The 23,833-nt window shown below is 42.5% G+C and carries 19 protein-coding genes; 5 read left to right on the top strand and 14 right to left on the bottom strand.

Annotation, left to right across the window (positions count from 1 at the left end; genetic code table 11):
- Positions 1 to 124 precede the first annotated feature (124 nt).
- Entirely contained in the window at positions 125 to 2,572 is a 2,448-nt protein-coding gene (locus EXT47_RS08105; RefSeq protein ID WP_130126255.1) for a TonB-dependent receptor, read from the top strand.
- Positions 2,573 to 2,640: 68 nt separating this feature from the next.
- On the opposite strand, the gene EXT47_RS08100 is transcribed toward EXT47_RS08105, so the two are convergent.
- The 5 genes from EXT47_RS08100 to EXT47_RS08070 form a co-directional block, all read right to left on the bottom strand.
- A complete protein-coding gene (locus EXT47_RS08100) occupies positions 2,641 to 4,068 on the bottom strand; it encodes a M1 family aminopeptidase (protein ID WP_130126254.1) in 1,428 nt (475 codons plus the stop codon).
- Positions 4,069 to 4,194: 126 nt separating this feature from the next.
- Positions 4,195 to 4,827, bottom strand: coding sequence for a uracil phosphoribosyltransferase (upp, locus tag EXT47_RS08095; RefSeq protein ID WP_039495782.1), 633 nt, complete (start codon positions 4,825 to 4,827; stop codon positions 4,195 to 4,197).
- A 12-nt stretch (positions 4,828 to 4,839) separates the two neighbouring features.
- Positions 4,840 to 5,388 carry an NAD(P)H nitroreductase gene (locus EXT47_RS08090; protein ID WP_039495781.1) on the bottom strand — a complete coding sequence of 183 codons (549 nt, stop codon included), beginning with the start codon at positions 5,386 to 5,388 and terminating at the stop codon, positions 4,840 to 4,842.
- Positions 5,389 to 5,573: 185 nt separating this feature from the next.
- Positions 5,574 to 6,281: a DoxX family protein gene (locus EXT47_RS08085; RefSeq protein WP_130126253.1), complete on the bottom strand. Its 708-nt coding sequence runs from the start codon at positions 6,279 to 6,281 to the stop codon at positions 5,574 to 5,576.
- A 378-nt stretch (positions 6,282 to 6,659) separates the two neighbouring features.
- A complete protein-coding gene (locus tag EXT47_RS08070; RefSeq protein ID WP_039495779.1) occupies positions 6,660 to 8,621 on the bottom strand; it encodes an FAD-dependent oxidoreductase in 1,962 nt (653 codons plus the stop codon).
- A 212-nt stretch (positions 8,622 to 8,833) separates the two neighbouring features.
- On the opposite strand from EXT47_RS08070, the gene sppA reads away from it, so the two are divergent.
- On the top strand, positions 8,834 to 10,714 hold the full coding sequence (gene sppA, locus EXT47_RS08065; RefSeq protein WP_084204298.1) for a signal peptide peptidase SppA: 1,881 nt from the start codon (positions 8,834 to 8,836) through the stop codon (positions 10,712 to 10,714).
- Between the two features lie 71 nt (positions 10,715 to 10,785).
- Positions 10,786 to 11,796 (top strand): asparaginase, encoded by a 1,011-nt coding sequence (ansA, locus tag EXT47_RS08060; RefSeq protein WP_010376991.1) that lies wholly within the window; start codon positions 10,786 to 10,788, stop codon positions 11,794 to 11,796.
- Between the two features lie 94 nt (positions 11,797 to 11,890).
- Here ansA and gndA read toward each other — a convergent pair whose 3' ends face one another.
- Positions 11,891 to 13,264 carry an NADP-dependent phosphogluconate dehydrogenase gene (gene gndA, locus EXT47_RS08055; RefSeq protein WP_039495778.1) on the bottom strand — a complete coding sequence of 458 codons (1,374 nt, stop codon included), beginning with the start codon at positions 13,262 to 13,264 and terminating at the stop codon, positions 11,891 to 11,893.
- Positions 13,265 to 13,706: 442 nt separating this feature from the next.
- On the opposite strand from gndA, the gene pyk reads away from it, so the two are divergent.
- Positions 13,707 to 15,140 (top strand): pyruvate kinase, encoded by a 1,434-nt coding sequence (pyk, locus tag EXT47_RS08050; RefSeq protein ID WP_039495777.1) that lies wholly within the window; start codon positions 13,707 to 13,709, stop codon positions 15,138 to 15,140.
- 131 nt (positions 15,141 to 15,271) lie between these two features.
- On the opposite strand, the gene EXT47_RS08045 is transcribed toward pyk, so the two are convergent.
- The 6 genes from EXT47_RS08045 to EXT47_RS08020 form a co-directional block, all read right to left on the bottom strand.
- Positions 15,272 to 16,096 carry a LytTR family DNA-binding domain-containing protein gene (locus EXT47_RS08045; RefSeq protein ID WP_010376983.1) on the bottom strand — a complete coding sequence of 275 codons (825 nt, stop codon included), beginning with the start codon at positions 16,094 to 16,096 and terminating at the stop codon, positions 15,272 to 15,274.
- Positions 16,096 to 17,166, bottom strand: coding sequence for a sensor histidine kinase (locus EXT47_RS08040; protein WP_017217305.1), 1,071 nt, complete (start codon positions 17,164 to 17,166; stop codon positions 16,096 to 16,098). Before EXT47_RS08040 ends, EXT47_RS08045 begins: the two co-directional genes overlap by 1 nt.
- 173 nt (positions 17,167 to 17,339) lie before the next feature.
- The gene (locus tag EXT47_RS08035; protein WP_069019113.1) at positions 17,340 to 18,896 is read right to left on the bottom strand and encodes a SulP family inorganic anion transporter; all 1,557 of its coding nucleotides are present in this window, start codon (positions 18,894 to 18,896) and stop codon (positions 17,340 to 17,342) included.
- Between the two features lie 204 nt (positions 18,897 to 19,100).
- Positions 19,101 to 19,559 (bottom strand): Lrp/AsnC family transcriptional regulator, encoded by a 459-nt coding sequence (locus EXT47_RS08030; RefSeq protein ID WP_010376979.1) that lies wholly within the window; start codon positions 19,557 to 19,559, stop codon positions 19,101 to 19,103.
- A 111-nt stretch (positions 19,560 to 19,670) separates the two neighbouring features.
- Positions 19,671 to 20,312, bottom strand: a complete 642-nt coding sequence (locus EXT47_RS08025; protein WP_130126252.1) for an MBL fold metallo-hydrolase — start codon at positions 20,310 to 20,312, stop codon at positions 19,671 to 19,673.
- 2 nt (positions 20,313 to 20,314) lie between these two features.
- Positions 20,315 to 22,102, bottom strand: a complete 1,788-nt coding sequence (locus tag EXT47_RS08020) for a M14 family metallopeptidase (RefSeq protein ID WP_205991258.1) — start codon at positions 22,100 to 22,102, stop codon at positions 20,315 to 20,317.
- 126 nt (positions 22,103 to 22,228) lie between these two features.
- Between EXT47_RS08020 and EXT47_RS08015 the strand changes: the two genes are divergently transcribed.
- Positions 22,229 to 23,062: an SDR family oxidoreductase gene (locus EXT47_RS08015; protein ID WP_039495774.1), complete on the top strand. Its 834-nt coding sequence runs from the start codon at positions 22,229 to 22,231 to the stop codon at positions 23,060 to 23,062.
- A gap of 95 nt (positions 23,063 to 23,157) precedes the next feature.
- On the opposite strand, the gene rplT is transcribed toward EXT47_RS08015, so the two are convergent.
- Positions 23,158 to 23,517: a 50S ribosomal protein L20 gene (rplT, locus tag EXT47_RS08010; RefSeq protein WP_010376973.1), complete on the bottom strand. Its 360-nt coding sequence runs from the start codon at positions 23,515 to 23,517 to the stop codon at positions 23,158 to 23,160.
- A 15-nt stretch (positions 23,518 to 23,532) separates the two neighbouring features.
- Complete coding sequence (rpmI, locus tag EXT47_RS08005; RefSeq protein WP_010604868.1) at positions 23,533 to 23,733, bottom strand: 50S ribosomal protein L35; 201 nt, start codon at positions 23,731 to 23,733, stop codon at positions 23,533 to 23,535.
- Between the last annotated feature and the right edge of the window lie 100 nt (positions 23,734 to 23,833).

The raw sequence follows: 23,833 nt of genomic DNA, 5'->3' as shown, positions 1-23,833 counted from the left end.
TTCAACAATAACTAAGTTATAGTATAACGTTATTGATCCGCAAAATTTGTAGTGTTATATTATCACTCTATTAGTCGAACAGCTCACTCGTTCAATACATAACCTAACTCGTGGTAATAAAAATATGTTTAAGCAGTCTCTTATCGCCAGCGCATTAATTTCAATGATAGGTGCAGCGCCAGCTTATGCTGCACAACTAACAGGTAAAGTTGTTGATGCAAACAACCAACCGCTCAGTAACGCCACTATCCACCTTCATGGCAAAAGCAAATCGGTAAAGTCAGATAAATTTGGCCAATTTACGATTGAGCTCGATGCTGACTCGCAGCTTCATATCTCAAAGCCAAACTACTTAGACCATCGTATTAATGTTACCGAAGAACAAGGTTTCGTACGTGTTGAGCTAACACCAACGTCCGTTGAGAGCATAGTTGTTTATTCTTCTGCCCTGCACAAAAATAGTATGGAAATGACCTCTCCAGTGAGTGTATTAAGCGGTGATGAACTAAAAAACCGTGCAAAACCCACACTGGGTGAAACACTAAAAGGCCAACCTGGGATCAATGCCAGTTATTTTGGTCCGGTAAGTTCAAGCCCTATTATCCGTGGCTTAGATGGACCGCGAGTCAAAATCACGCAAAATGGGTTAGACAGTAGCGATGCCTCGCGCGTTGGTCCTGATCATGCCAACACCAACGACTCGCTTGCAGCGCAACAGATTGAAGTGCTAAGAGGCCCAGCTACCCTACTATACGGCTCAGGTGCAATAGGTGGTGTGGTTAATGTCGTTGATAATCGTATTCCGACTGATGTGATCGAAAGCCTTCAGGGCGCAGCCGACTATAGCCATGACACCAACTCAAATACCAATACCTTTGCGGTGTTATTAGAATCAGGCTTTGACGGCTTTAACTTCCATTTCGATGGCGTTAAGCGTAAAGGTGGTGACTATGAAACCCCTAATTTCGCGCTACCGCACGACGAACATGAAGAACACGAGCATGAACATGAAGGAGAAGATCATGCCCACGAAGCAGAAGAATATGAAACAGAGTACGCCAATCGCGTCGACAATACCTTTATCGATTCTGAGCAATTTAACTTAGGTACAAGTTACGTTGGCGATCATCTGACCGTTGGTTTCTCTTATGGCCGTGTTGATACGGACTATGGCATTCCTGCTCACTCTCATATTGGTCATGACCATGATCACGAGCATGAAGAGGAAGGGCATGACCACGAAGAAGAATCCGTATTTGCTCGAGTAAAACAAGACCGTTGGCAGGGTCTTGTAAATTATGCAGTACACAGTGACTGGCTTGAATCTGTTGGTCTACGTGTCGGCTACACTGATTACGAACATGCTGAAATTGAAGATGGAAACATAGGTACTGTATTTGAAAATGATACAACCGAATTACGCTTAACCGCAGAGCACCGCTTAGGTGAATGGCACGGCACTGTTGGTTATCATTTCTCCGACAGCGATTACGCCGCAAATGGTGCAGAAGCTTTCACGCCATCGACCAATACCAAAACGCATGCTCTTTATATCCTTGAAGAACGTCGTTTTGGAGACTTCACACTTGAGTTAGGTGCTCGTATTGAAGACTACCAGTTATCAAGCAAAGGCAATCAACTCGAAGCGTACGAAGAAGATCATGACCATGAAGGTGAACACGATCATGATCACGACCATAGTGGTAACTTAGATAATGGGTTTATTTCTTATGACCTAGAAATGACCAATCTAAGCTTGTCTATTGGTGGTGTGTACGACTTTGCTGAAGGTCAAAACGTTGCCGTTTCGCTGTCTCGTTCAGAGCGCGCACCATTAACTGCCGAATTGCTTTCAAATGGCATTCATATCGCAACCAGCACCTATGAACTAGGGCTTGGTTATGAGCTAGAGGGTGATCATTTACACTTTGAGCCACAAGATGTTGAACAAGAGACATCAAATAACTTAGACATCAGTTTTAGAAAGTTCTCAGGTGACTTTGGCTATACCGTTAATTTCTTCTATAACGACATCGAAAACTTCTACTATCAGGCATTAACAGACTATATCTATAGTCCAGAGCACGGTTTAGAAGTGGCGGATCATGCACATGAAGGCGCGGTTCCAGTGTTTAAGTTTGAAAGCAGTGATGCCAAACTATACGGTCTCGAGTTTGATGCCCATTACAAACTAAGCAACTTTGCACGCGTCAAAGTGTTTGGTGATTCGCTGACAGCGAAGTTAGATAACGACGAATATTTGCCACGTATCCCAAGCAACAAGCTAGGTCTTGATTACGAACACAGTTACGAGAACCTAACTGCTAACTTCACGGTGACGCATTATTTCAAGCAAGACAACATCGCGAGCTATGAAAGTGAAACTAAGGGCTATACGTTAGTGGATATGTCGTTTAACTATGACTTTGAGTTTATGGGCAGTGACATGGTTGGTTATGTTAACCTTGATAACCTAACAGATGAGCTAGGCTTTGTGCATAGCTCGTTTATCAAAGAGCAAGCCCCTCTTCCAGGTCGTAACATCAAGCTTGGCATTAGAAGCTACTTTTAATACCGATTCCTTTCTTTTATAGAAACCAAAAAGCTACCTCTTGTGGGTAGCTTTTTTATTTGGATTATTTATATTTTACTACTTCTTATACTCAACGTGATGAAGTTCTCAAAGTTGGTAGCGTCTAAGATATCAAGCGTGAACCTATGGCTATTCACCCAACGAGATAATATCCAATCAATGTTAGGATCTTTCAAATCACGCAGTGCAAGGATAAAGTCGCCTGTTGATGCTCCGCTTTTAACATGTGCTGCATAAAAAGTACGTAGTAAATGATTAAACCTTTCCTCGCCTAGCTCATGGTGCAAAAGCGCAAAAAATAGCGCCCCTACCGAATAGGCATTAAGCCCTGCTTTTCCATACTCTTCAAACGCAGTCGTTAAATATTTAGGCTGTTTAACGAACTGGTTTTTTGCTCGTTTTAGTACGTTTGTCATATGCGAGCTTAAAGACACCCTTTTATTCAGCCGTGAATCCGTTAAATATTCTAAAAAGGTAGCCTTACCTTCATTCCAGCGTGGTGAGTAGCTTTCATTCGAACGTGGGTCCCATAGATGACTCAGTTCGTGATACAAACGAGTTACCTCCACAAACCCCTCGCTGTCTTGAATAATTGCGGTAACATCAGCTTGAGCACCAAACCCCTTTGGGATCTCTATAAAGCTAAACTCACCAGTGCTTTGACGTTGACCAAACCAACTTTCATACAATGTTATGGTTTGTTTTGCCTTTTCCATATAGTCAGTTGCATATTTATTTCCCGGTAACGTAAATAGCTTAAAGCCATGCCCTTTTGTCACGGTATATGGTGCGACCATGAAGTCCATTCTCCATGAGGGTTTCTGGTTTTTGTATGAATAAACCTTTCGTCCTTGATCGGTTTCTGTTACGCCTAGTAAAATTCCACCATTTGCTACTACTAAGCCACTATCGACTTCGATGTTAGCGGTGTAGTTATACAGCTTCTGCCAAAAGCGTGACGCGCGATTGACCCTATCATCAGGCACTGTGATGAGCGGATAAGCATATGCATCCATACGAATAATAGAAAACAAAGGGGTGATGTCATCTTTAATATAAGCCATCCCAGTTTCTACATACCCCTTTATATGGCCAGAATAATTAACAGTAAAAGTTGTTTGTTGATCGGGTTGGAGCGCCTCAGATAACGATAATTTAATATAATTAGACTGAAATAGTGAGTCATCAATATTACTTACTATTCCTTGTGTATAGTTGAGGGACTTACCCGCTTCCGAAGTGATATCGACAACACTAAGCAAGCGATAAAGTCTTAATGGGATTACTCTAGTTGGTGTTGTTCCTTGATTTTTAACCGTTATCGTTGCGCTGCCAGATAGACTGCTTGTTTGTGTATGTATGTTGAGATTGAGATGATAGTTGGTTGCAAATGTTTCTATTTTTTCAATGCTGGGGAGCTCGCTTGCTGAAGCAGAAACGCAGCTTAGCCACAAAAAAATACGTAGCAAATACATGGTCTATCCTTAATATTATTTTGTTGTTTTAACAAAAATAAAGCGGAAGGCATGTTTTTACTAGCATATTTTTTTGTATCATTGTTTTAGATCAAAAAACCAAAACCTGTTAATCACTATAACTGTTTAGGCTCTCGTACCAAAGATTTTGTCACCGGCATCACCAAGCCCAGGGACTATATATCCTTTCTCATTTAAATGGCTATCTAATGCTGCTGTGTAAATTTCAACATCAGGGTGTGCTTCTTCTACAAGCTTTACTCCTTCTGGCGCTGCCACCAGCACAATCGCTCTGATCTCTTTTGAACCGGCTTTTTTTAGCATGTCGATAGTAGCAATCAGCGAGCCACCAGTCGCAAGCATTGGATCAATAACTAATGCAAGTCTAGCATCGATATTGCCCACCAACTTCTCAAAATAAGGCACAGGTTCAAGTGTTTCTTCGTTGCGCTGTAAACCCACAACACTTACTTTGGCTGCTGGGATCAACTGCAGTATGCCATCTAGCATTCCCAAACCGGCTCTTAAAATTGGCACCAAGGTGATCTTTTTGCCTGTCAGCCTTTTAACTGTTAACTCGTTGCCGTCCCAAGCAGAAATGACCTGATCGCTCAAAGTCAGATCTTTTGTTGCTTCGTAAGTGAGTAAGTTACCCACTTCCGAGACAATTTCGCGAAAATTTTTGGTTGATATACCCAGCTCTCGCAAGAGTCCAAGTTTATGCTGAACTAATGGGTGATCAATTACATGTAATGCCATGGCTGCGTATCCTTATAAACTGCTAAAGAAATCTTCTGGTTTGTGTCTTATAGGCTTAGTACATTGCACCGTAGGCGTGCCTAAATAAAGATAGCCAACGATTTCATCTTTTTCATCGAGACCAAGTTGCTTTTTCACTTCTGGACTCTGGGCAAAGTAGCCCGTTCGCCACACACCAGACAACCCCTGTGCAAAAGCCGCTTGCTGCATAGCAAGTACACTACAGCCTGCACTTTGAATTTGCTCAATACGAGGTACTTTTGGATGTTCTTGATAAGGAGATACTGCGATGATCAACATTGGCGCGCGCTCTGGTAGCTGTCTCGCTCTATCTATTATCCGTTGCGCTTGCTGCTCTTTCACCGCTGCTTGATAGTAGATTTCACCCAGCTTTTCACGGCCTTTTTCTTCTACTGTAATAAATCGAAACGGTGTTAAGCCACCATGATCTGGCACTTTTAGTGCTGCTTTTTTAATGATTTCTAACTGAGCTGGATTAGGTCCAGGAAAAGACAGGTTGCTATCTGACTGGCGTGTTAAGAGTAATTCTATGGCGTCCATTAACTCATCCCGTGTTGTGCCTTCAAAATGGCCGTGAATTATACCAATTTGACTTATTACGTGTCTCGAAATAGACCAAATACTTAAGCAAATTGGTATTACGTGGCTTGTAGTCTATCATTTTCCCTTAAATTCGACCACGCGACATCACGGATTTCTGGATAGCATCCTGGCAGTAATTCATTTTACTCGGGAAGTGAATTGCGTTGTTTCCTATCAATAAGTAGCCTCAACCAATAGTCAACACTGACATAACGTCCACCACCGGTAAAAAATAGTGACAATAGTAATACAAAGTAAGTTGCCGCAAATTCAATTCCATTGTTTAAAATAACAATATTGCCTCTTTCATAGAGATAATTTGGTCTGCCATTTTCTTCGACTATCTCTTTAATTGAATCCAAACGTTGCTTTGCTGCTACGCTATTTTCTAAGCTCACTTTAGCTTCTTCAAAGCCTAGCCAGTCTAATACTTTTGCGGCGCTGGTATCTGGATTTGTTGGCGTTACCGAAAACCAGCCATGCTCCAAATGCACCGTCGTTGCAGCAACTACCATAGTCACCATGAGCGGAATAGACACTAAACGCGTAAGCAAGCCAAGCAAAATTAACCAACCGCCTAAAAACTCCGCCCAAGCGGCAAGAAAGGCAAGTAAGTCAGGAAAAGGTAAACCTAACCCCCATTCACTATTACCAAACCATGCGACAATATTGGGATCAGCGAGGAGGCGTTGTAAAAATGTCGCGTCCGGATTAGACAAATTTAATTTATTGTAACCTGCAATGATCATAACTGGCGCGAGAATAAGGCGCATGAGTAATGGCGCGATACCAGAAAAATGTTGAGATAAATGTTGTAGTTGCCGATACGGCTTTAGTAGGTTGGCAAGCATATGCGATCCATAGTTGATGTTTGAATTATCAGTATAGACCGCAGATTGGGCTGGGTTATTTCGTTAGGGCCTGTTAATCTTTCAAGTTTGTTTTTGCAGCAGTTTGATTGGTATTTATACAAGGCAGAGCCTGCGTAGCATAGTTGTTCTATGTGAGTCAGGCGATAAAGACTTTGAGCTCCTGCAAAGTCACCTTACCCCACATCCTTGTGGGGCAACACAGAAGAAATGCCAATCAAGCGCTGCCCTTTGGGTTCACCTGAGTGCGCTTTGTTCATTGTTGCTCAACTCTTGCTTAGATTACTAGGCGGCAAGTCGAGCGTCGCGACCAAAACACACTCAGGAGAACAAAAATCAAACAGCAAAGATCAACAGACCCTAGATCTTTCTTGCTACCTGAAGGGCCTCTGCAATCGCTCGCTTAGCATCAATCGCTGCCGCCAGTTTGGCCCCTCCAATAACGTGCTGATTTTCTGGTAGTGCCTCTTTATCGAACAAGCTATCGTTAGAAACTTGCCCAATACAAGCAATGACCGTATCGACATCTAACAGTTGCTCTTCACCCGCAACTCTTACAGTCAAACCTTGATTATCAAAGCTGATATATTCGCATTCTGCAATTTGCTGAACATTGTGATGTTTTGCAACGGCTCTGTGGATCCAACCTGTGGTCTTACCTAAGTCTTTACCAAAACGTCCTCCTGAGCGTTTTAACATATAAATCGGCCTTTGCTCTTGTGATGGTTGCGCTTCACATTCTATTCCCCACTGCGATTTAAAATCAGGGATCGTTTGTTCTCGCTGTTCAGTTAAAAACGCTACCATGTCAAAGCCAATACCACCGGCACCTAAAATAGCAATTTTATTACCTAATTCTACTTCACCTTTAATCACTTCGTCATAGGCAAACACACGTTTCCCATCTGCGCATTCTATTTTCGACATACGTGGGCTTACACCCGTTGCAAATACCACATCATCAAACGCATTTGCCATTGTTTCTTCGTATGGTGTATTTAGGCAAAGCTCAACACCTAAGCGATTTATTTCGCTGACATAGTATTTAAGCGTATGTTGGAAGTCTTCTTTACCTGGTATTCGCATCGCTAAATTAAACTGACCACCTAATTCGCTACCTTTATCAATCAACTTGACTTGGTGGCCTTTTTTGGCGAGATAGTAACTTACAGACAACCCAGCAGGTCCTGCGCCAACAACGAGTACTTGTTTTTTCCTTTGAGCGCTCTGAAGTGGATAATCCAATTCAAATCCCGCTTGTGGATTCACCAAACATGTTGCTCGTTTGCCCTTAAATACATGGTCTAAACACCCCTGATTACAGCCGATGCAAATATTAATTTGCTCCGATCGCTGCTCTTGATATTTATTAAAGAATTCAGGATCAGCGAGTAACGGACGCGCCATAGAAATAAGATCGGCATCCCCTTTGGCTAAGATGTCATTAGCAAGATCTGGGGTGTTAATCCTATTTACTGCTACAACGGGTATATCAACGGCTTGTTTTAATCTATGTGACGCTTCACGATAAGCACCTGGAGGCACCATCGACGCAATTGTTGGAACACGCGCTTCGTGCCAACCAATGCCAGTGTTGAGAATATCCACACCGGCCGCGACCAAAGCTTTGGCTTGAAGCACAACTTCTTCTGGTGTTGAGCCATTTGGGATTAAGTCCATGACCGACAGACGAAAAACGATTATGAACTTATCGCTCACTTTTGCTCTAACCGCTTTTACAATATCTGTTGCCAATCGCATTCTGTTTTCTAAGCTACCACCATATTCATCAGTGCGCTTATTAGTATGACCCGCCATAAACTCATTGATTAAATATCCCTCTGAGCCCATGATTTCCACACCATCGTAGCCTGCTTTTTCGGCCAACTTAGCTGAGTGAGCAAAGTCTTTAATCGTACCTTTGATGGCACTTAAGCTCATTGCTTTTGGTTTATATGGATTAATCGGTGCTTTGATAGCACTAGGTGCAGTGTTGAATGGATGATAAGCATAGCGCCCAGCATGTAGTAACTGTATACAAATTTTGCCACCATGCTTATGTACTACATCAGTGTATGCTTTGTGTTTAATTACATCGTATAACGAGTTAAAAGAAGAAGAAATGGGTGTCAACTTACCGCGTAGGTTTGGACTGTAGCCACCGGTTACGATCAGACCCACTCCACCTTTTGCTCGTTCCTCATAAAACGCAGCCAGTCGCTTTCGGTTGTGCCACCCTTCTTCAAGCCCGGTATGCATTGATCCCATTACCAAGCGATTTCGCAAACTGGTATGTTTAAGTTGTAGTTCTTGTTCTAACATTTGCCGCCCCACAAAACTGGTCTTACCTGTGAACATTAACGTTTTTTTATTATTTGGCAAGTCTTAAGGAGAAAGAAATTAACGAATTTGGCAGCATTGGCGATATTTCAATCATGAAAATACTTCGTTACGTTTTTCTATTATTCATGAAACGCGCTCTGATATATGATAAATGTATAGAGTTGTATTGAAGTTAAGCATAAGGGATCATTTTGAAACTGATAGCGAATATTTTTAAAGGCATTTGGGCCACACTGAACTTTTCCAGGCGATTAATTTTAAATCTGCTGTTTTTATTCATTCTTATCGCCATCGTGATAAGCATTGTATCGGGTGAGGATCAGGTTAAGGTCGAAAATAAAAGCGTACTACGTTTAAACCTGAACGGTATCATAGTTGAGCAATTGACCTATGTTGACCCTGTTGAGGCAGCAATGAGTGATGCTTTTGGTGACTCAGAAGAGCCAAGCGAAATTTTATTAGATGATGTCATCGATGTTATCAATAAAGCGGCTCAAGATGACCGCATTACAGTGATGTATCTTGATTTACAACGTCTTCATAGCGCCCATCTCGATAAATTACGAGATATCAAAGACGCGCTCGCGCAATTCAAAGCAGCAGGCAAAAAAATCTATGCGCATGGTGCTTATTACACTCAAGCTCAATATTATCTCGCCTCGGTAGCCGATGAAATTTCTCTACACCCATACGGTGGAGTTAATATCACCGGATTTGGCATGTATCCTCTGTATTTCAAAGAAGCTCTTGATAAGCTAAAAGTTACGCAACATATTTTCCGCGTTGGTACATACAAGTCGGCCGTTGAGCCTTATATTCGCAGCGATATGTCACCTGAAGCAAAAGAGTCAAATCTTGGATGGATCACCCCGCTTTGGACACAATACAAAACAGAAGTGGCCGAAAACCGCGGTTTCGATGTGGCTAACTTTGATGAAACCTTCGCTGCATTAACAGACAAAATGGAAGCGGCACAAGGCGATTCCGCCAAATACGCTATCGACAACCAATGGGTCGATGCGTTAACGACCAATCAAGCATTTGCACAGAAACTGATCGATGAAGTTGGTCTCGATGCAAAGGGAAAATCTTTTAAACAGGTCTCGTTCAATCAATATCTAACGACGTTGCCACCGAAAGAGTTTGCAGAAAATCCATTTACCGAAAAAGTCGCAGTGGTTGTTGCTAAAGGTCAAATCTCTGATGGCAAGCGTAAAGCGGGAGCTATTGGTGGCGATTCAACAGCTGCACTACTTAAAAAGGCTCGCCTTAACGACAAAGTGAAAGCCGTTGTACTAAGAATTGACTCTGGCGGTGGTAGCATGTTTGCTTCTGAAACCATTCGTAATGAAGTTCTTGCACTAAAAGCCGCTGGAAAACCTGTGATAGCATCAATGGGTTCAGTTGCAGCTTCTGGTGGTTATTGGATTGCGGCATCAGCTAATGAAATTTGGGCATCGCCAAGCACGATCACGGGTTCTATTGGTGTATTTGGCATGATCATGACCTTTGAAAATGCAGCAAACTCATTAGGAATTTATTCTGATGGTGTTGCGACAACCGAATTAAAAGGCCAATCTCCATTCAGAGGGATAGATGGTGGCTATAAAAACCTTATCCAGATGGGGGTTGAAGATGCCTATGATAAGTTTATCTCTATGGTTGCAACCGAGCGAAATCTTGATAAGTCAGCAGTTAACGATGTTGCGCAAGGACGTGTATGGCTAGCAACTCAGGCGCTTGATTTTGGCCTAGTTGATAAGTTAGGTAACAAGAACGATGCCATTGAAGCGGCAGCAAGTCTTGCTAATTTAGAGATGTATGATGTTATCACTATTGAACAAACACTCACCGAGCAAGAAAAGCTGATGCAACAATTATTTGGTGCGTCTATGGTGCAAAGCGCCATTAGTGCCCTTGTACCTGAGCAATCGATATTCGCAAAAACTGCATTAAATGCCCTAGACAGTGTTAGCAATACAATAGCACTACAAACTCAGATGTTAGGCCAGCTTAACGATCCTAACCATGTCTATACGCTTTGCTTAGTGTGTAACGTTTCACCTGAGTAAAATCGATTAAGCACTGCAATTGTGGTGCTGTAATTGTTATACTGAGCCCAGATTTTATTCTGGGCTTTTTTATGAAAAGAAAAAAAATATATATCGCCTATACCGGTGGTACCATTGGTATGAAGCAATCCAGTCGCGGTTACGTTCCGGTTGCAGGATACCTAACAGATACGGTAAAAAATAACGCCGAGTTTACTCGCGATGAAATGCCGCTTTTTGATATTCATGAATATTGCCCGTTAATTGACTCGTCAGATATGTCACCGCATCACTGGCAGCTTATCGCGGATGACATTCAATCAAAATATCACGACTACGATGGTTTTGTGGTGCTCCATGGCACAGATACAATGGCCTATACTGCTTCTGCACTATCCTTCATGTTTGAGAACTTAACTAAACCTGTGATAGTGACCGGCTCTCAAATTCCGTTGTCACAACTGCGCTCTGATGGTCAAGTAAATCTGTTAAACGCGATGTATTTGGCTGCTAACTACCCTATCGCCGAAGTGAGTTTGTTTTTCAACAATAAACTTTACCGCGGTAACAGAGCAATCAAAGCTCATGCTGATGGCTTCGATGCATTCGCTTCTCCAAACCTTTCACCGCTGGCACAAGCTGGGATCAATATTCAGCTGATCGAAGGGAAGCTAAGCCCTTACGTTGAGCAAAGCTTGCAAGTCACCAAGATTTCACCTCAACCTATCGCGGTAATGCATTTGTATCCAGGGATCTCAACTGAAATCCTTAAGAACCTAATGCGTGGCGAGATGAAAGCGCTGATCTTATTAAGCTTCGGTGTTGGTAACGCGCCACAAGACGAGCATTTTTTAACTGAGCTTAAAGCAATCAGCGACCGCGGAGTGGTGATCATCAACCTCACCCAATGTATTCAAGGAAAAGTGAATATGGGCGGCTACGCGACAGGAAATGCGTTATTAAACTGTGGTGTGATCAGCGGCTACGATATGACACTAGAAGCGTGCTTAACAAAGCTACACTATTTATTTAGCCAGCAGCTAGAGCTTGAAACGATCCGCCATTTGATGCAAGACAATCTGCGTGGTGAGCTAACTCGATAGCAGTAAAGCGAAAAAGTAACACAACAAAAAAGCCGTGGTATCGTTACCACGGCTTTTAAATCAACTCGAAATATTCTACTCCGAACGTCGATTATTATCTAACTTTTGCTTCGATATCGACAAGATCAGTAAGGTGACAAGTTTCACCACTGTGTGTCTTTATGCCGTGCTCACCAAAGTAATCACGCTGTGCTTGCACCAAGTGCCCGTTGCTTGGCGTGCTCAGTGTTGCAATATAAGTTTGCGTCGCAGCAAGCACTGGGAAAGACAAACCAGTCGCCACAGCTTTACCTGTAATGCTACGTAGTGCAAGTGCAGGCTTCTCAAGTGAATCGATAAATTCAACACCTTCAGCGATATCGTCTAAGTAATCAGCTCGGATAATACAGCCCGCACGCCAGGTTTGTAGCGTTTTATTGAGATCCACTTTCCATTGGTGTGCACGAGATGCGCCCTTAATCAGTGCAAGACCTTGGCGGTAACATAGTAAACTGGCAAAATAGAATGCGTCTTTTAACTCGTCTAAATCAACCTCAATTGTTTGCGTTGATTTATTCGCATACGTCATTTCTTTCGCAGCTGGAGTATCAATAGTGTTGGTGAGATGGCGAGCTTGTACCGCAGCCACAAGCGAAGGTACGGCAATACCAAGCTCCAGTGCGTTTTGCGCCGTCCAAAGGCCAGTGCCCTTAGCTCCTACCTTATTGTCGATAAGGTCGACTAAAGACTCGCCCTGCTCTGTTTCCAGACTTAAAATGTGGCTAGAAATTGCAAGTAGATAACTATTTAATTTACCTTCAGACCAAGATTCAAAAATCTCAGCAACTTCTTTAGGAGAGCGACCGGTACCCAGACGAAGCAATTGATAAAGCTCCGCAATGAGCTGCATCAACGCATACTCAATACCGTTGTGCACCATTTTAACAAAGTGACCGCTGGCAGATTGCCCAACACGCGCGAAACATGATTCATTGTTGTAGCTCGCAGCAACCTTTTCGAACCAAGGCTCGATACGCTCCCAGCCACCTTCTGAACCACTTGCCATCATTGCAGGACCATGACGTGCACCTTCGGCACCGCCAGAAATCCCCATAGTGGCAAACTCAAATTTATTCTGATATTTCAATTTACGTGCGATACCATCTTTGTAATTACTGTTACCACAGTCAACGATAATATCGTCTTTTTCAACTCCAGCTTCAACCAAATCGCTACAAACTTTATCTACTAGTTCACCTGCAGGAACGAGTAATAAAATCGAGCGAGGAGTCTCTAATCTTCTGATCATATCACCGAGATCAGACACTATGTGTAAGCGCTCCGCCATACCTAACGACTGTGCGCAACTCAATAATTCCGCACCTACTTCGGGGTTCTTGTCGTAAGCGACTAAGGTCATCCCCTTCTCAATTAGATTTAGCGCGAGGTTTTTACCCATCACACCCAAACCAACTAATGCAACCTGCATTTAGTTTCCTCCTCGGTAACATCAAAACTTTATGCGTTCGTGTATGTGCATTATACCTGAGCGACCATGATTGACCAGCGAGACACACAATTCACTGATATCATATCGGTCCCCAAAATATGACAGCTAACACAATTCACTGTATAGCAATATAGTGACAGCAGCACGAATTCACCAATTTTGTGATAAATCTCAAATAGTCCCCTAAGCTGTAAGGTAAAATATTCGAGATTGACGGCCACTGACACCGGTGTCATAATGATGACATATAGATCATATAACTTAATTCGAGTGTTAAAAAGGGTTTTGCATAATTCTTTATGCTCTAATTAGTTAAATCGTGATTTTACAATGTGGCATGTGTAAAAAAACAGCAATTTTGATTTACTTTTAACACATTCATAAGTTTTTGCTTACCTTGATAAGCTAACAGGAGAATCTGATGCTTAGACGCACAAAAATCGTCGCAACACTGGGGCCAGCGACGGATAGAGATAACAACTTAGAAAAAATCATTCGTGCCGGCACCAACGTAGTCAGACTAAACTTTTCACACGGTGTCGCTCAAGATCACAAAAATAGAGCCGAAGCCGTTCGCGAAATTGCTAAACGCTTAGGCGTAAATGTAGCGATCCTTGCAGATTTACAAGGTCCTAAAATCCGCGTTTCAACATTTAAAGAAGGCAAAGTGTTCTTAGAAGTGGGTGCAAAATTCACTCTCGATGCAAAAATGGAGCCTGGCCAAGGTCACGTTGAAGCTGTGGGTATCGACTATAAAGAATTACCGAATGACGTGAAGCAAGGCGATTTGCTGTTATTAAACGATGGACTTATTCAACTTGTTGTTGAAGAAGTACAAGGTCACTTGGTTCATACCAGTGTTAAAGTTGGCGGCGTATTGTCGAACAATAAAGGGATCAACCGTTTAGGCGGCGGCTTAACCGCACCTGCATTTACTGACAAAGACAAAGAAGACTTGATCACTGCAACTGAAATTGGTGTGGACTATATCGCGGTTTCGTTTCCTCGCAGTGGTGACGACATGCGTTACGTTAGAGGACTGGCAGAAAAAGCGGGGTCTAATGCGCAGTTACTTGCAAAAATCGAACGTGCAGAAGCGGTTGAAACCGTAGAAGCGATTGACGACATCGTACTGGCTTCTGATGCAGTGATGGTTGCCCGTGGTGATTTAGGTGTAGAAATTGGCGATGCCGCTCTTGTTGGTAAACAGAAGCAAATTATCAGCCGTGCTCGCTCACTAAACCGTACGGTGATCACTGCCACCCAAATGATGGAGTCAATGATTGACAACCCAATGCCAACTCGTGCTGAAGTTATGGATGTCGCAAACGCAGTGCTTGATGGCACAGATGCGGTAATGCTTTCAGCGGAAACCGCAGCTGGTGATTACCCAGAACAAACGGTCGCGGCAATGGCACGTGTGTGTTTAGGTGCTGAATCTCAACCACAGATCCATATATCTAAACATCGTTTAGACAGCCGCTTTGCTGATACCTGTGAAACTATCGCGCTGTCGGCAATGTACGCAGCAAACCATTTAGACTCAGTAAAGGCAATTGTCGCACTAACTGAATCGGGTAATACCGCAAAATTGATGTCTCGTATCAGTTCTGGATTGCCTATTTACGCACTGTCTCGCCATCAATCAACGCTTGGGCAGGCATCACTCTATCGTGGTGTATATCCGGTAAGATTTGACTCGACACAATGCTCTGATGATTCAACCGTTCGCGAAGCGCTTGACACGCTAGTTGCTGCAGGCTCATTGGAAAAAGGCGACACAGTGATCATCACACACGGTGATAAGATGGAAACTATCGGCGCCAGTAACACGCTGAAAATCGTCACAGTGTAAAAGCGTTGAACTAGGTAGCCTTGCTGCCTAGTTCATCTTTCCTTAGAATACTCTAAAGTGTACAAGCACATAAAATACACTACGTCACCGTAGGCTAAACACGGTGCAAATCACTTTAGCTCGCTATCGTATCAGCTTGCGAGTGCGGCCTTTACTTTATCACGGTAACTACGGCTGACTTTAAGCTCTTGACCATTCTCAAGTACCAATAAATATTCGCCACTGCTTTGCGTGACCAGTTTACTGATCTGCTTAGTATTAACAATTGCAGAGCGATGTACGCGCACAAATAACGTTGGATCTAACTCTTGTTCTAGATCTTTCATTGTTTTACGTAAGATATGAGTCTGACCATCGCTACAGTGTAAGCACATGTAGTCACCGGCTGCATCAATCCACTGAATTGACGATGTAGATACTCGAATGATTTCACCCTGCTCTTTTACCGCGAGCGACTCCGGGAATTTTTTATCTTCAATTGTATCTCCTGTTGCAAGTTTTTTAAGGATTTCTTCACAGTTATTACCAGTGATCCCTGCAACAAAGCTGGCTAGCTTTTTCTTATGCGCATTGTCTTGTTGTGTTTTTAAATAGCTTTGCACTTTCTCCACCGCCTGTTTTAATCTGTTGTCATCAACGGGTTTTAAGATGTAATCCAGCGCATGGATCTCAAATGCCTTTACAGCATATTGATCGAACGCGGTTACAAATACGATAGCAGGCAATGGTTTAACACTTTCACTTAACGCTCTCGCTACTTCAAAACCGTTCATGTTCGGCATTTGAATATCGAGAAAGACCAGATCTATGTCCTCTGATTTGCATAGATCGATTGCTTGTTGACCACTGCCACACAATTCTACAACTTCGATTTCAGAAAAATCTCTTAACCTTACCGCTAACCCTTTTCTCGCTAGCGGCTCGTCATCTACGATTAGTGTTCTAATTTTGCTCATTACTTCTTCGCCCTTTCATATGGAACGCGAATATTTACCTTCAAACCAGTTGGCTCATTATCCGAGAGCACAAATGAATAGTTGTTTTCGTACAAGGTTTTTAAACGGTCTTTGGTATTCGCTAAACCCACTCCCTGTGCACTTTTCAGTTGCCCATCTTCCAGTTCCGCGCCAGGACCATTGTCTCCTACTTCCAAGAGTAGTTCATTAGCAAACACCTGCGCTTTTATTTCAATTTTGCCGCCATGCTCCATATGGGCAATTGCGTATTTAATGCTATTTTCAATGAGTGGTTGTAGGATCAAGCTTGGTACTAGTGCCTGTTCCGCTTCTTCTGTCACATCAAGCTCAATAGATAAGCGCTCATCAAAGCGCACCTTCTCAATTTCTAAGTACAGCTTTAACGCATGTAATTCTTGCTCAAGCGGTACCTTTTTTATTGGATCTGTGTTCAATGTATGGCGCAAGAAATCACTGAGCCTTGAGACCATTTGATTCGCATCTTTGTTTTCTTCAACCAATATAAGCGTTGAAATTGCATTAAGCGTATTGAATAGAAAATGCGGATTCAATTGATATCTCAGCATTTTCAATTGCGCTTCATGGGCCATAGTATTGGCTTTCAAAGCTTTTTGGCGCTCACTCTGTAGCAACTGGTAATACTTAATACCAAAGTACAGCCCACTCCAACAGAGTATGATATAGACAGAGTCTAGTCCCTGCTGTAAGTAATAAAACCACTCATCCGGTCGATATCCATGGCGATATATTTCCCAATGATTAAACTTCTGAACGACCGCCCATAGTGTTCCAGTTACATATGACGCCGTAAACACAACGAATATCAGCACCAACGGTGTTGCATTCCAAATTTTACGATAGAGGTATCGTAGCGGTACGGTCATCAAGCAACCTGCATAGGCATTTAATGCGATGACAAACACATAAATATCACGCATTTCAAAGACTTTTGAGCCAATATAGTTAACTAGCGCGTAGCCCAGCCAACCGGCTATTTGTAATACCCAGAAAAATCTCTGCCTGTTATCAACCAGTGATTGCCACTTCAAAATGATTATACCTCTTCTATCTTAACTGGATTATATCTCAGCATGTCGTCTCTATTCACTGCTGGTGGTCTCAGTTTTTACACACCTTGCCGCAAATAAAAAAGGCACCTTAGTGCCTTTTTTTGAAATAAATTAACCAGTTAATTTATATTCATCTATTCAAACTGTCGCTATTAAGCAAGCTTGTCAGATGCCACTTTATAAGTAGGATCTGCTTGGCCGTCTAGCTCAACGAGATCTTTAGCTTTACTTAGCAATACTTTACAGTCTTGGCTTAAATGGCGAAGATGAAGCGTTTTACCAGCCTTTTTATAACGTTCAGCTAACGCATCTATCGCTTCAATTGCACTGTGGTCAGCAACACGGCTATGTTTAAATTCAACAATGATATCATCAGGATCATTGTTAACATCAAACAGCTCAGCAAAGTTTTTCACCGACCCAAAAAACAGAGGTCCGTGTAATTCATATACTTTCGAGCCTTGCTCATCAATATAATTATTGGTGTAAATATGTTTTGCATGCTCCCACGCGAATACGAGTGCCGAAACAATGACACCAACGCAAACTGCGATGGCCAAATCTGTAATCACTGTAACCCCCGACACCAAGACGATTACAAATGCATCTGATTTAGGGATCTTTCTTATTAATCTAAAACTTGACCATTCAAAAGTCCCTAATACCACCATAAACATTACACCAACTAGCGCCGCAAGCGGGATCATTTCGATAAGGCTTGCCGCAAACAGAATAAATACAAGTAGTAATAATGCAGCTGTGATACCTGACAAACGGCTACGTCCACCAGAATTAATATTGATCATTGATTGTCCAATCATCGCACAGCCACCCATCGCACCAAACACACCACAAGTAACGTTAGCCGCACCTTGACCGATACATTCGCGGTTGCTGTGACCACGTGTTTCGGTGATTTCGTCGATTAACGTGAGCGTTAGTAGAGATTCAATCAAACCAATCGCTGCTAGGATAAGTGCGTATGGGAAGATGATTTTAAATGTTTCAAATGTCCATGGTACTTCAGGGATATGGAAAGCAGGAAAACCGCCGGCTATCGTTGCATCTACGTTACCTGACATATCTTTCAGATAATCAAGCACATTACGAGCATCTAAATCTAAACCAATAACAATACCGGTTACCACTAAAATCGCCGCTAGACTCGAAGGCACAGCGGTTGTTAGCTTTGGTAAAAAGTGAATAATGGCCATAGTCAATGCAACCAAGCCAACCATAATATATAGCGCCTCACCTTGCATCCACGTAAGATCACCCTGTTCGTCAAGTACTTTGAATTGTCCAAGCTGAGCGAGGAAGATAACGATAGCTAAGCCATTTACAAAGCCTAGCATTACAGGATGCGGTACCATACGTATAAACTTGCCGAGCTTAAATATACCCGCGAGTATTTGTAAGAAACCCATGAGTAATACGGTTGCAAAGAGATATTCTACGCCATGCTCAACAACAAGGCTCACCATTACCACGGCAAGAGCCCCTGTTGCACCCGAGATCATACCCGGCCTACCACCAAAGATTGAAGTCACAAGACCGACAATAAATGCTGCATATAAACCGACTAATGGGTCTACTTGTGCAACAAAAGCGAAAGCCACAGCCTCAGGCACAAGTGCCAAAGCGACCGTAAGCCCAGACAGTACATCGTTTTTAGCAGAGCTAGGCGCTTTGCTGATAAGATTAAACATCAATATCCTCTGGTGTGAATTGACTATGAACACAAAGGCGGCGGATTTTAGCAAAAAGCAGCGCCTTTAACAAATAAGATACAAGCTTGTATCGCAAACTCGTTTGTAATACATAGCTCAATAAAGCGGCCTACATTGTAGTATAGAACAATGGTGAAAAGATGACGGGAAGCCCTACCCAACGAAGCAGGGCAACAAATTGTATTAAAGTGGTAAGGAAGTGCTGCGCTTAACGCAAGTCATTGTAACGTTTGAATGTACTTCTTGGACGAATTCTAAATTAAGTAAGTTATCACGAACAAATTGCTCATAGCCTTCAATGCCTTTCGAAATGATACGCAGCATAAAGTCCATGGTGCCTGCCATAGAATAGCACTCTGTCACTTCGTCATAACTTAAGATCAATTTTTCAAACTCGGCAAGGTTATTGCGGCCATGGTTTGAAAGCCTAACATGCGCATAAACTAACATATCAAATCCGAGTTTCTTCTCATCCAGCAATGCAACTTTGCCTTTGATGTAACCGTCTTGCTCTAATTTAGCGATGCGACGCCAACAAGGTGACTGAGATAGTCCCACTTTATCAGCGATTTCAGCGGTAGAAAGACTTGCGTCTTGCTGTAACAATGCCAGTATCTGGCGATCTACTTGGTTCAATGACATATCTATTCTAGTTTAGTTAGCACATCAGTCTATTAACCGATGCTGATTGTTATTCCCTGAAGCATAGCAAATTAAAAAATGCATACCACTACTATGCCACTTCCACTATATTTAACCAAATCGGCCACTCATAAAAGGATTTGTCGCCTTTTCGAAGCCAATTGAGGTATTTTCACCATGACCCGAATGCACCACGACCTCATCAGGCAAAGTAAACAGCTTATCTTGTATAGACTGTTTTAGCTGGGCTGCATCGCCTTTTGGAAAGTCAGTACGACCAACAGACCCTTTAAACAACACATCTCCTACTAAAACCTGTTTTGAGTTTGGTTCATAAAATACCACGTGCCCTGGAGTATGCCCTGGACAATGTCTGACTTCGAGAGCTAAGTTTCCCACCTTAACCTTATCACCATCATTTAACCACTTTGATGGTAAAAAAGCAGCATGATTAGGAAAACCAAACATTTGTGATTGCATTGGCAAGGCTTCCAACCAAAATTGGTCACCCTGATGAGGCCCAATAATCTCGATATTAAAATGTTCACTTAATTCTGTACTTGCCCCCACATGATCAAGGTGCGCATGGGTAAGCAAGATCATGCTTGGCACTAACCCCAGAGTGTCCAACTGCGCGATAACTTTTTCCGCTTCACCACCTGGGTCTACAATTGCAGTGGCTTGTGTTTCTGGACACACGATAACACGACAATTTTGTATAAACGGGGTAACTGGAATTGTGAACACTTGCATGGTTAGTTTGCTCCAAACGACATCAAAACAGGATATTTAAGATACGCATTATCATAAAACGGAGTTCTTGCATAAAGCCACTCCATCCTCGCTTTTGGATCGTTTGCAAATTGCTTGTCTTCACGTATTTTTTTATCGAAGGCTAGCGCCATTGCTGGATTTTGTTTTAGCATTTTTCGCGCAAAAGGTTCAAGTGCATAATTTTCAACATATTCTGTACGTTGGAAAATAGTATTGAACTCCCCCCAAGCAAAAAATGAGTCAGGCGCCTCTGGATGTAGTAAGTGAGTCACCAACTCTCCAGATTTTTGTGCCGTTGACACTTTATACCACCCACTGAGATCGACCTTGTCTGAGAGTTCCTCAATGTCGAAAGTCGCATTCACTCTAAAGCGCCCTTCAAAAGGAGCAGTATCGAACTTGTAGTCTTTTACTGTAGCTTGGCTTACTTTTTCCACTACCGTTCCATCTGGTAGTGTAGAAACGGTTATTCCATGCAACTTTAATTTTTCGATCACTTCAGGGTATGCTGGTGGAATGTAAAACTGCTCAGGTACATTCACCGTTGTTTTTACTTCCTTCTGCCAATAAATTGGCAGCTTCTCATAGTCTTGCGGCTCGCCTAAATACTTAGCTTCCAAATGACCAGACAATGCACTTTCAAACTGCTTGTATTTGATGCCTTTAAATTGAATGTAGTCCGGCTCTTTCGCATAGCTGCGTTCGACAACCAATTGTTTCGGTGTGAATTCAGCCTCTTTTTTAACCGCTTCTCGTAATGCCTGAATATTGCTTGAAAGGCCACTGATAACGCCATCCATAAACACATAAGTGCCTAACACGCGCTGCTTATAGGGCTTCAATGAGTGATTCTCTACCAGTATGGTCGGCAGTCCTTTTAAATCTCCCCAACCATTTGAAAATCGTGGTGTTGCCACCCAACCAGCCAACCCTTTTTTAAAGTCTCGCTTATCCATCACAAATACAAGTGGACCTGGAATATGCCCTTGAGCGGCAAGCGCTGCATTAATTTGTGGCGAAATCTGATTTTCTAACACCTCAGCTATTGCAGGTGACTCACTTGCAAAAGTTGGGTTAAAACCATAAGTGACATCGTATTGGTAGTCTGCGCCATCCGTTACATGAACATCGATGTACAGATCCGGATTATATTCGTTAATCACCTGCATGACCGCCTTAACTCCTGGCGTATCCAATTTAGTGTAATCACGATTCAGATTTAAGTTATTGGCATTGGTTCTAAAGCCCATAACAGTCGGGCCGCGTTGATTTATACGGTTAAACTCGCTGCGCCTTTCATGCCCATCGACGTTGAGAATAGGGATAAAGAGTAAATTCACTTTCGTCAAGATATCACGGCGCTTACCGGTTGCAACATCGCGAAGCAACATAAACATCGCATCTTTGCCGTCAATTTCTCCTGCATGAATACCAGCTTGTACTAAAATGGTTGGCTTACCATTATTAATAACATTTGACTTGTCACCGCCCTGCTCCGTTGCAACAATCATCTTAATCGCACGATTACTATTGCTAAACCCAATCGTCTCTAGCTTAAACTGGGTCGGATTGGCAGCCACTAGGCGGTCAACGAATGCCATCGTGTCAGCATAATCAGGAGAGTCTATCGCACCGCTTAGTTCAAAATCAGTCGTTAATGGGCCCTGTTGTTGTAATAGTTGTTCACTTTTGCCCTGCCACTCTATCAAAGGTGGTAAATGACCGTTCATACCTAGCATTGCAGTAAGCATAATAATGCTGGAACTCATCATATTTCTCTATTCCTCTGCTTTTATCTGCCAATTATATCAATATTTTAGATATCGGCTTACAATGTGCGGTGATTCAACAAAAATTTGCAGTTAATCGCAGATAACCATAACTTTAGGGATCAAATGAGCGTACAAAAATCAATTTTAATCACAGGTTGTTCTAGCGGGATTGGTTATTACTGCGCTGTGCAATTGTCAAAAGCAGGATATCAAGTTATTGCTTCGGTTAGAAATGCAAAAGACTTGAATAAATTTGAAGGCACAGACATTCAATGTATTTTGCTCGACTTAGCGTGCGAGCAAAGTATAAATGATGGCTTTAACCAAGCTTTGACAATCGCAGATGGTCAGTTAGACGCGTTATTCAATAACGGTGCCTACGGCCAACCTGGTGCGGTAGAAGACTTGCCTACAGAGGTGTTACGGCAACAATTTGAAGTTAACTTTTTTGGCTGGCATACGCTCACCTGTCTCGCAGTTGAGCAAATGCGTAAGCAAGGCGCAGGCCGCATTATTCATAACTCATCCGTACTTGGATTAGTCGCTCTGCCATATCGTGGCGCTTATAACGCGAGTAAATTTGCACTTGAAGGACTTACCGACACCCTACGTATGGAGCTTTCAGGTAGCGATATTCAAGTTAGCCTAATAGAGCCAGGTCCAATCGTGTCTAAATTTAGAGAGAACGCGAAACACGCCTTTTTAGCGAATATCGATCACGAAAATAGTGTACATCACAATGCATATCAGGCGCAGCTTAACCGATTAGGCTCAGAAGAAGCACCACAAAAATTTACCTTAGGACCAGAAGCTGTTTATAAAGCGCTGCAACACGCACTGAGTGCGAAGACTGCAAAGCCGAGATATTACGTTACGTTTCCGACCTATTTGATGGGATACTTAAAACGAATATTGAGCAGTAAGATGCTGGATAAAATCTTAATAAAAAACCGCTAACGCTTGCGTTGATAACGAGTATAAAACTAAAAAAGGAGCCTAAGGCTCCTTTTCAATACTAGGTTTAGTCCTAAGACTAATTCTAGTTCCGCTTATTAAGCAGCTAGACCATCTTTTGCTTTAGCAACTAGTGCTGCGAAAGCTACTTGGTCGTATACTGCGATATCAGCTAGGATCTTACGATCGATTTCAATCGATGACTTTTTAAGGCCATTGATGAAACGGCTGTAAGAAAGACCATTTTGACGTGCAGCTGCGTTGATACGAGCAATCCATAGTTGACGGAAAGTACGTTTCTTAGCACGACGGTCACGGTAAGCATATTGACCAGCTTTAGTTACCGCTTGGAAAGCTACGCGGTAAACGCGTGAACGCGCTCCATAGTAACCTTTAGCTTGCTTTAATACTTTTTTGTGACGTGCACGTGCAACTACGCCGCGTTTAACTCTTGCCATTTCTGATATCCTCTATTAAGCGAATGGTAACATACGATCGATTAGGCCTAGGTCATTCTTATGAACCATAGACTTAGCACGAAGGTGTAATTTACGCTTTGAAGATTTCTTAGTCAGAATGTGACGAAGATGCGACTGTTTACGCTTGTAACCGCCAGAAGCAGTCTTTTTGAAGCGCTTAGCAGCACCTCTGTGTGATTTTAGCTTATAAGCCATTTGCAATAACTCCGAATGATATTGCTTTAACACAATGTAAGTAGGCGGAGATAAACTCACTTGTAGGCCTAGCTTACTACCTAAAACCGGTGAAGGATCA

It is taken from the genome of Pseudoalteromonas sp. CO342X, assembly GCF_004208915.1.
GTDB classification, from domain to species: domain Bacteria; phylum Pseudomonadota; class Gammaproteobacteria; order Enterobacterales; family Alteromonadaceae; genus Pseudoalteromonas; species Pseudoalteromonas maricaloris.
The sequence above is the reverse complement of the archived record's forward strand: the minus strand, read 5'-3'. Positions and strand labels throughout refer to the sequence as shown.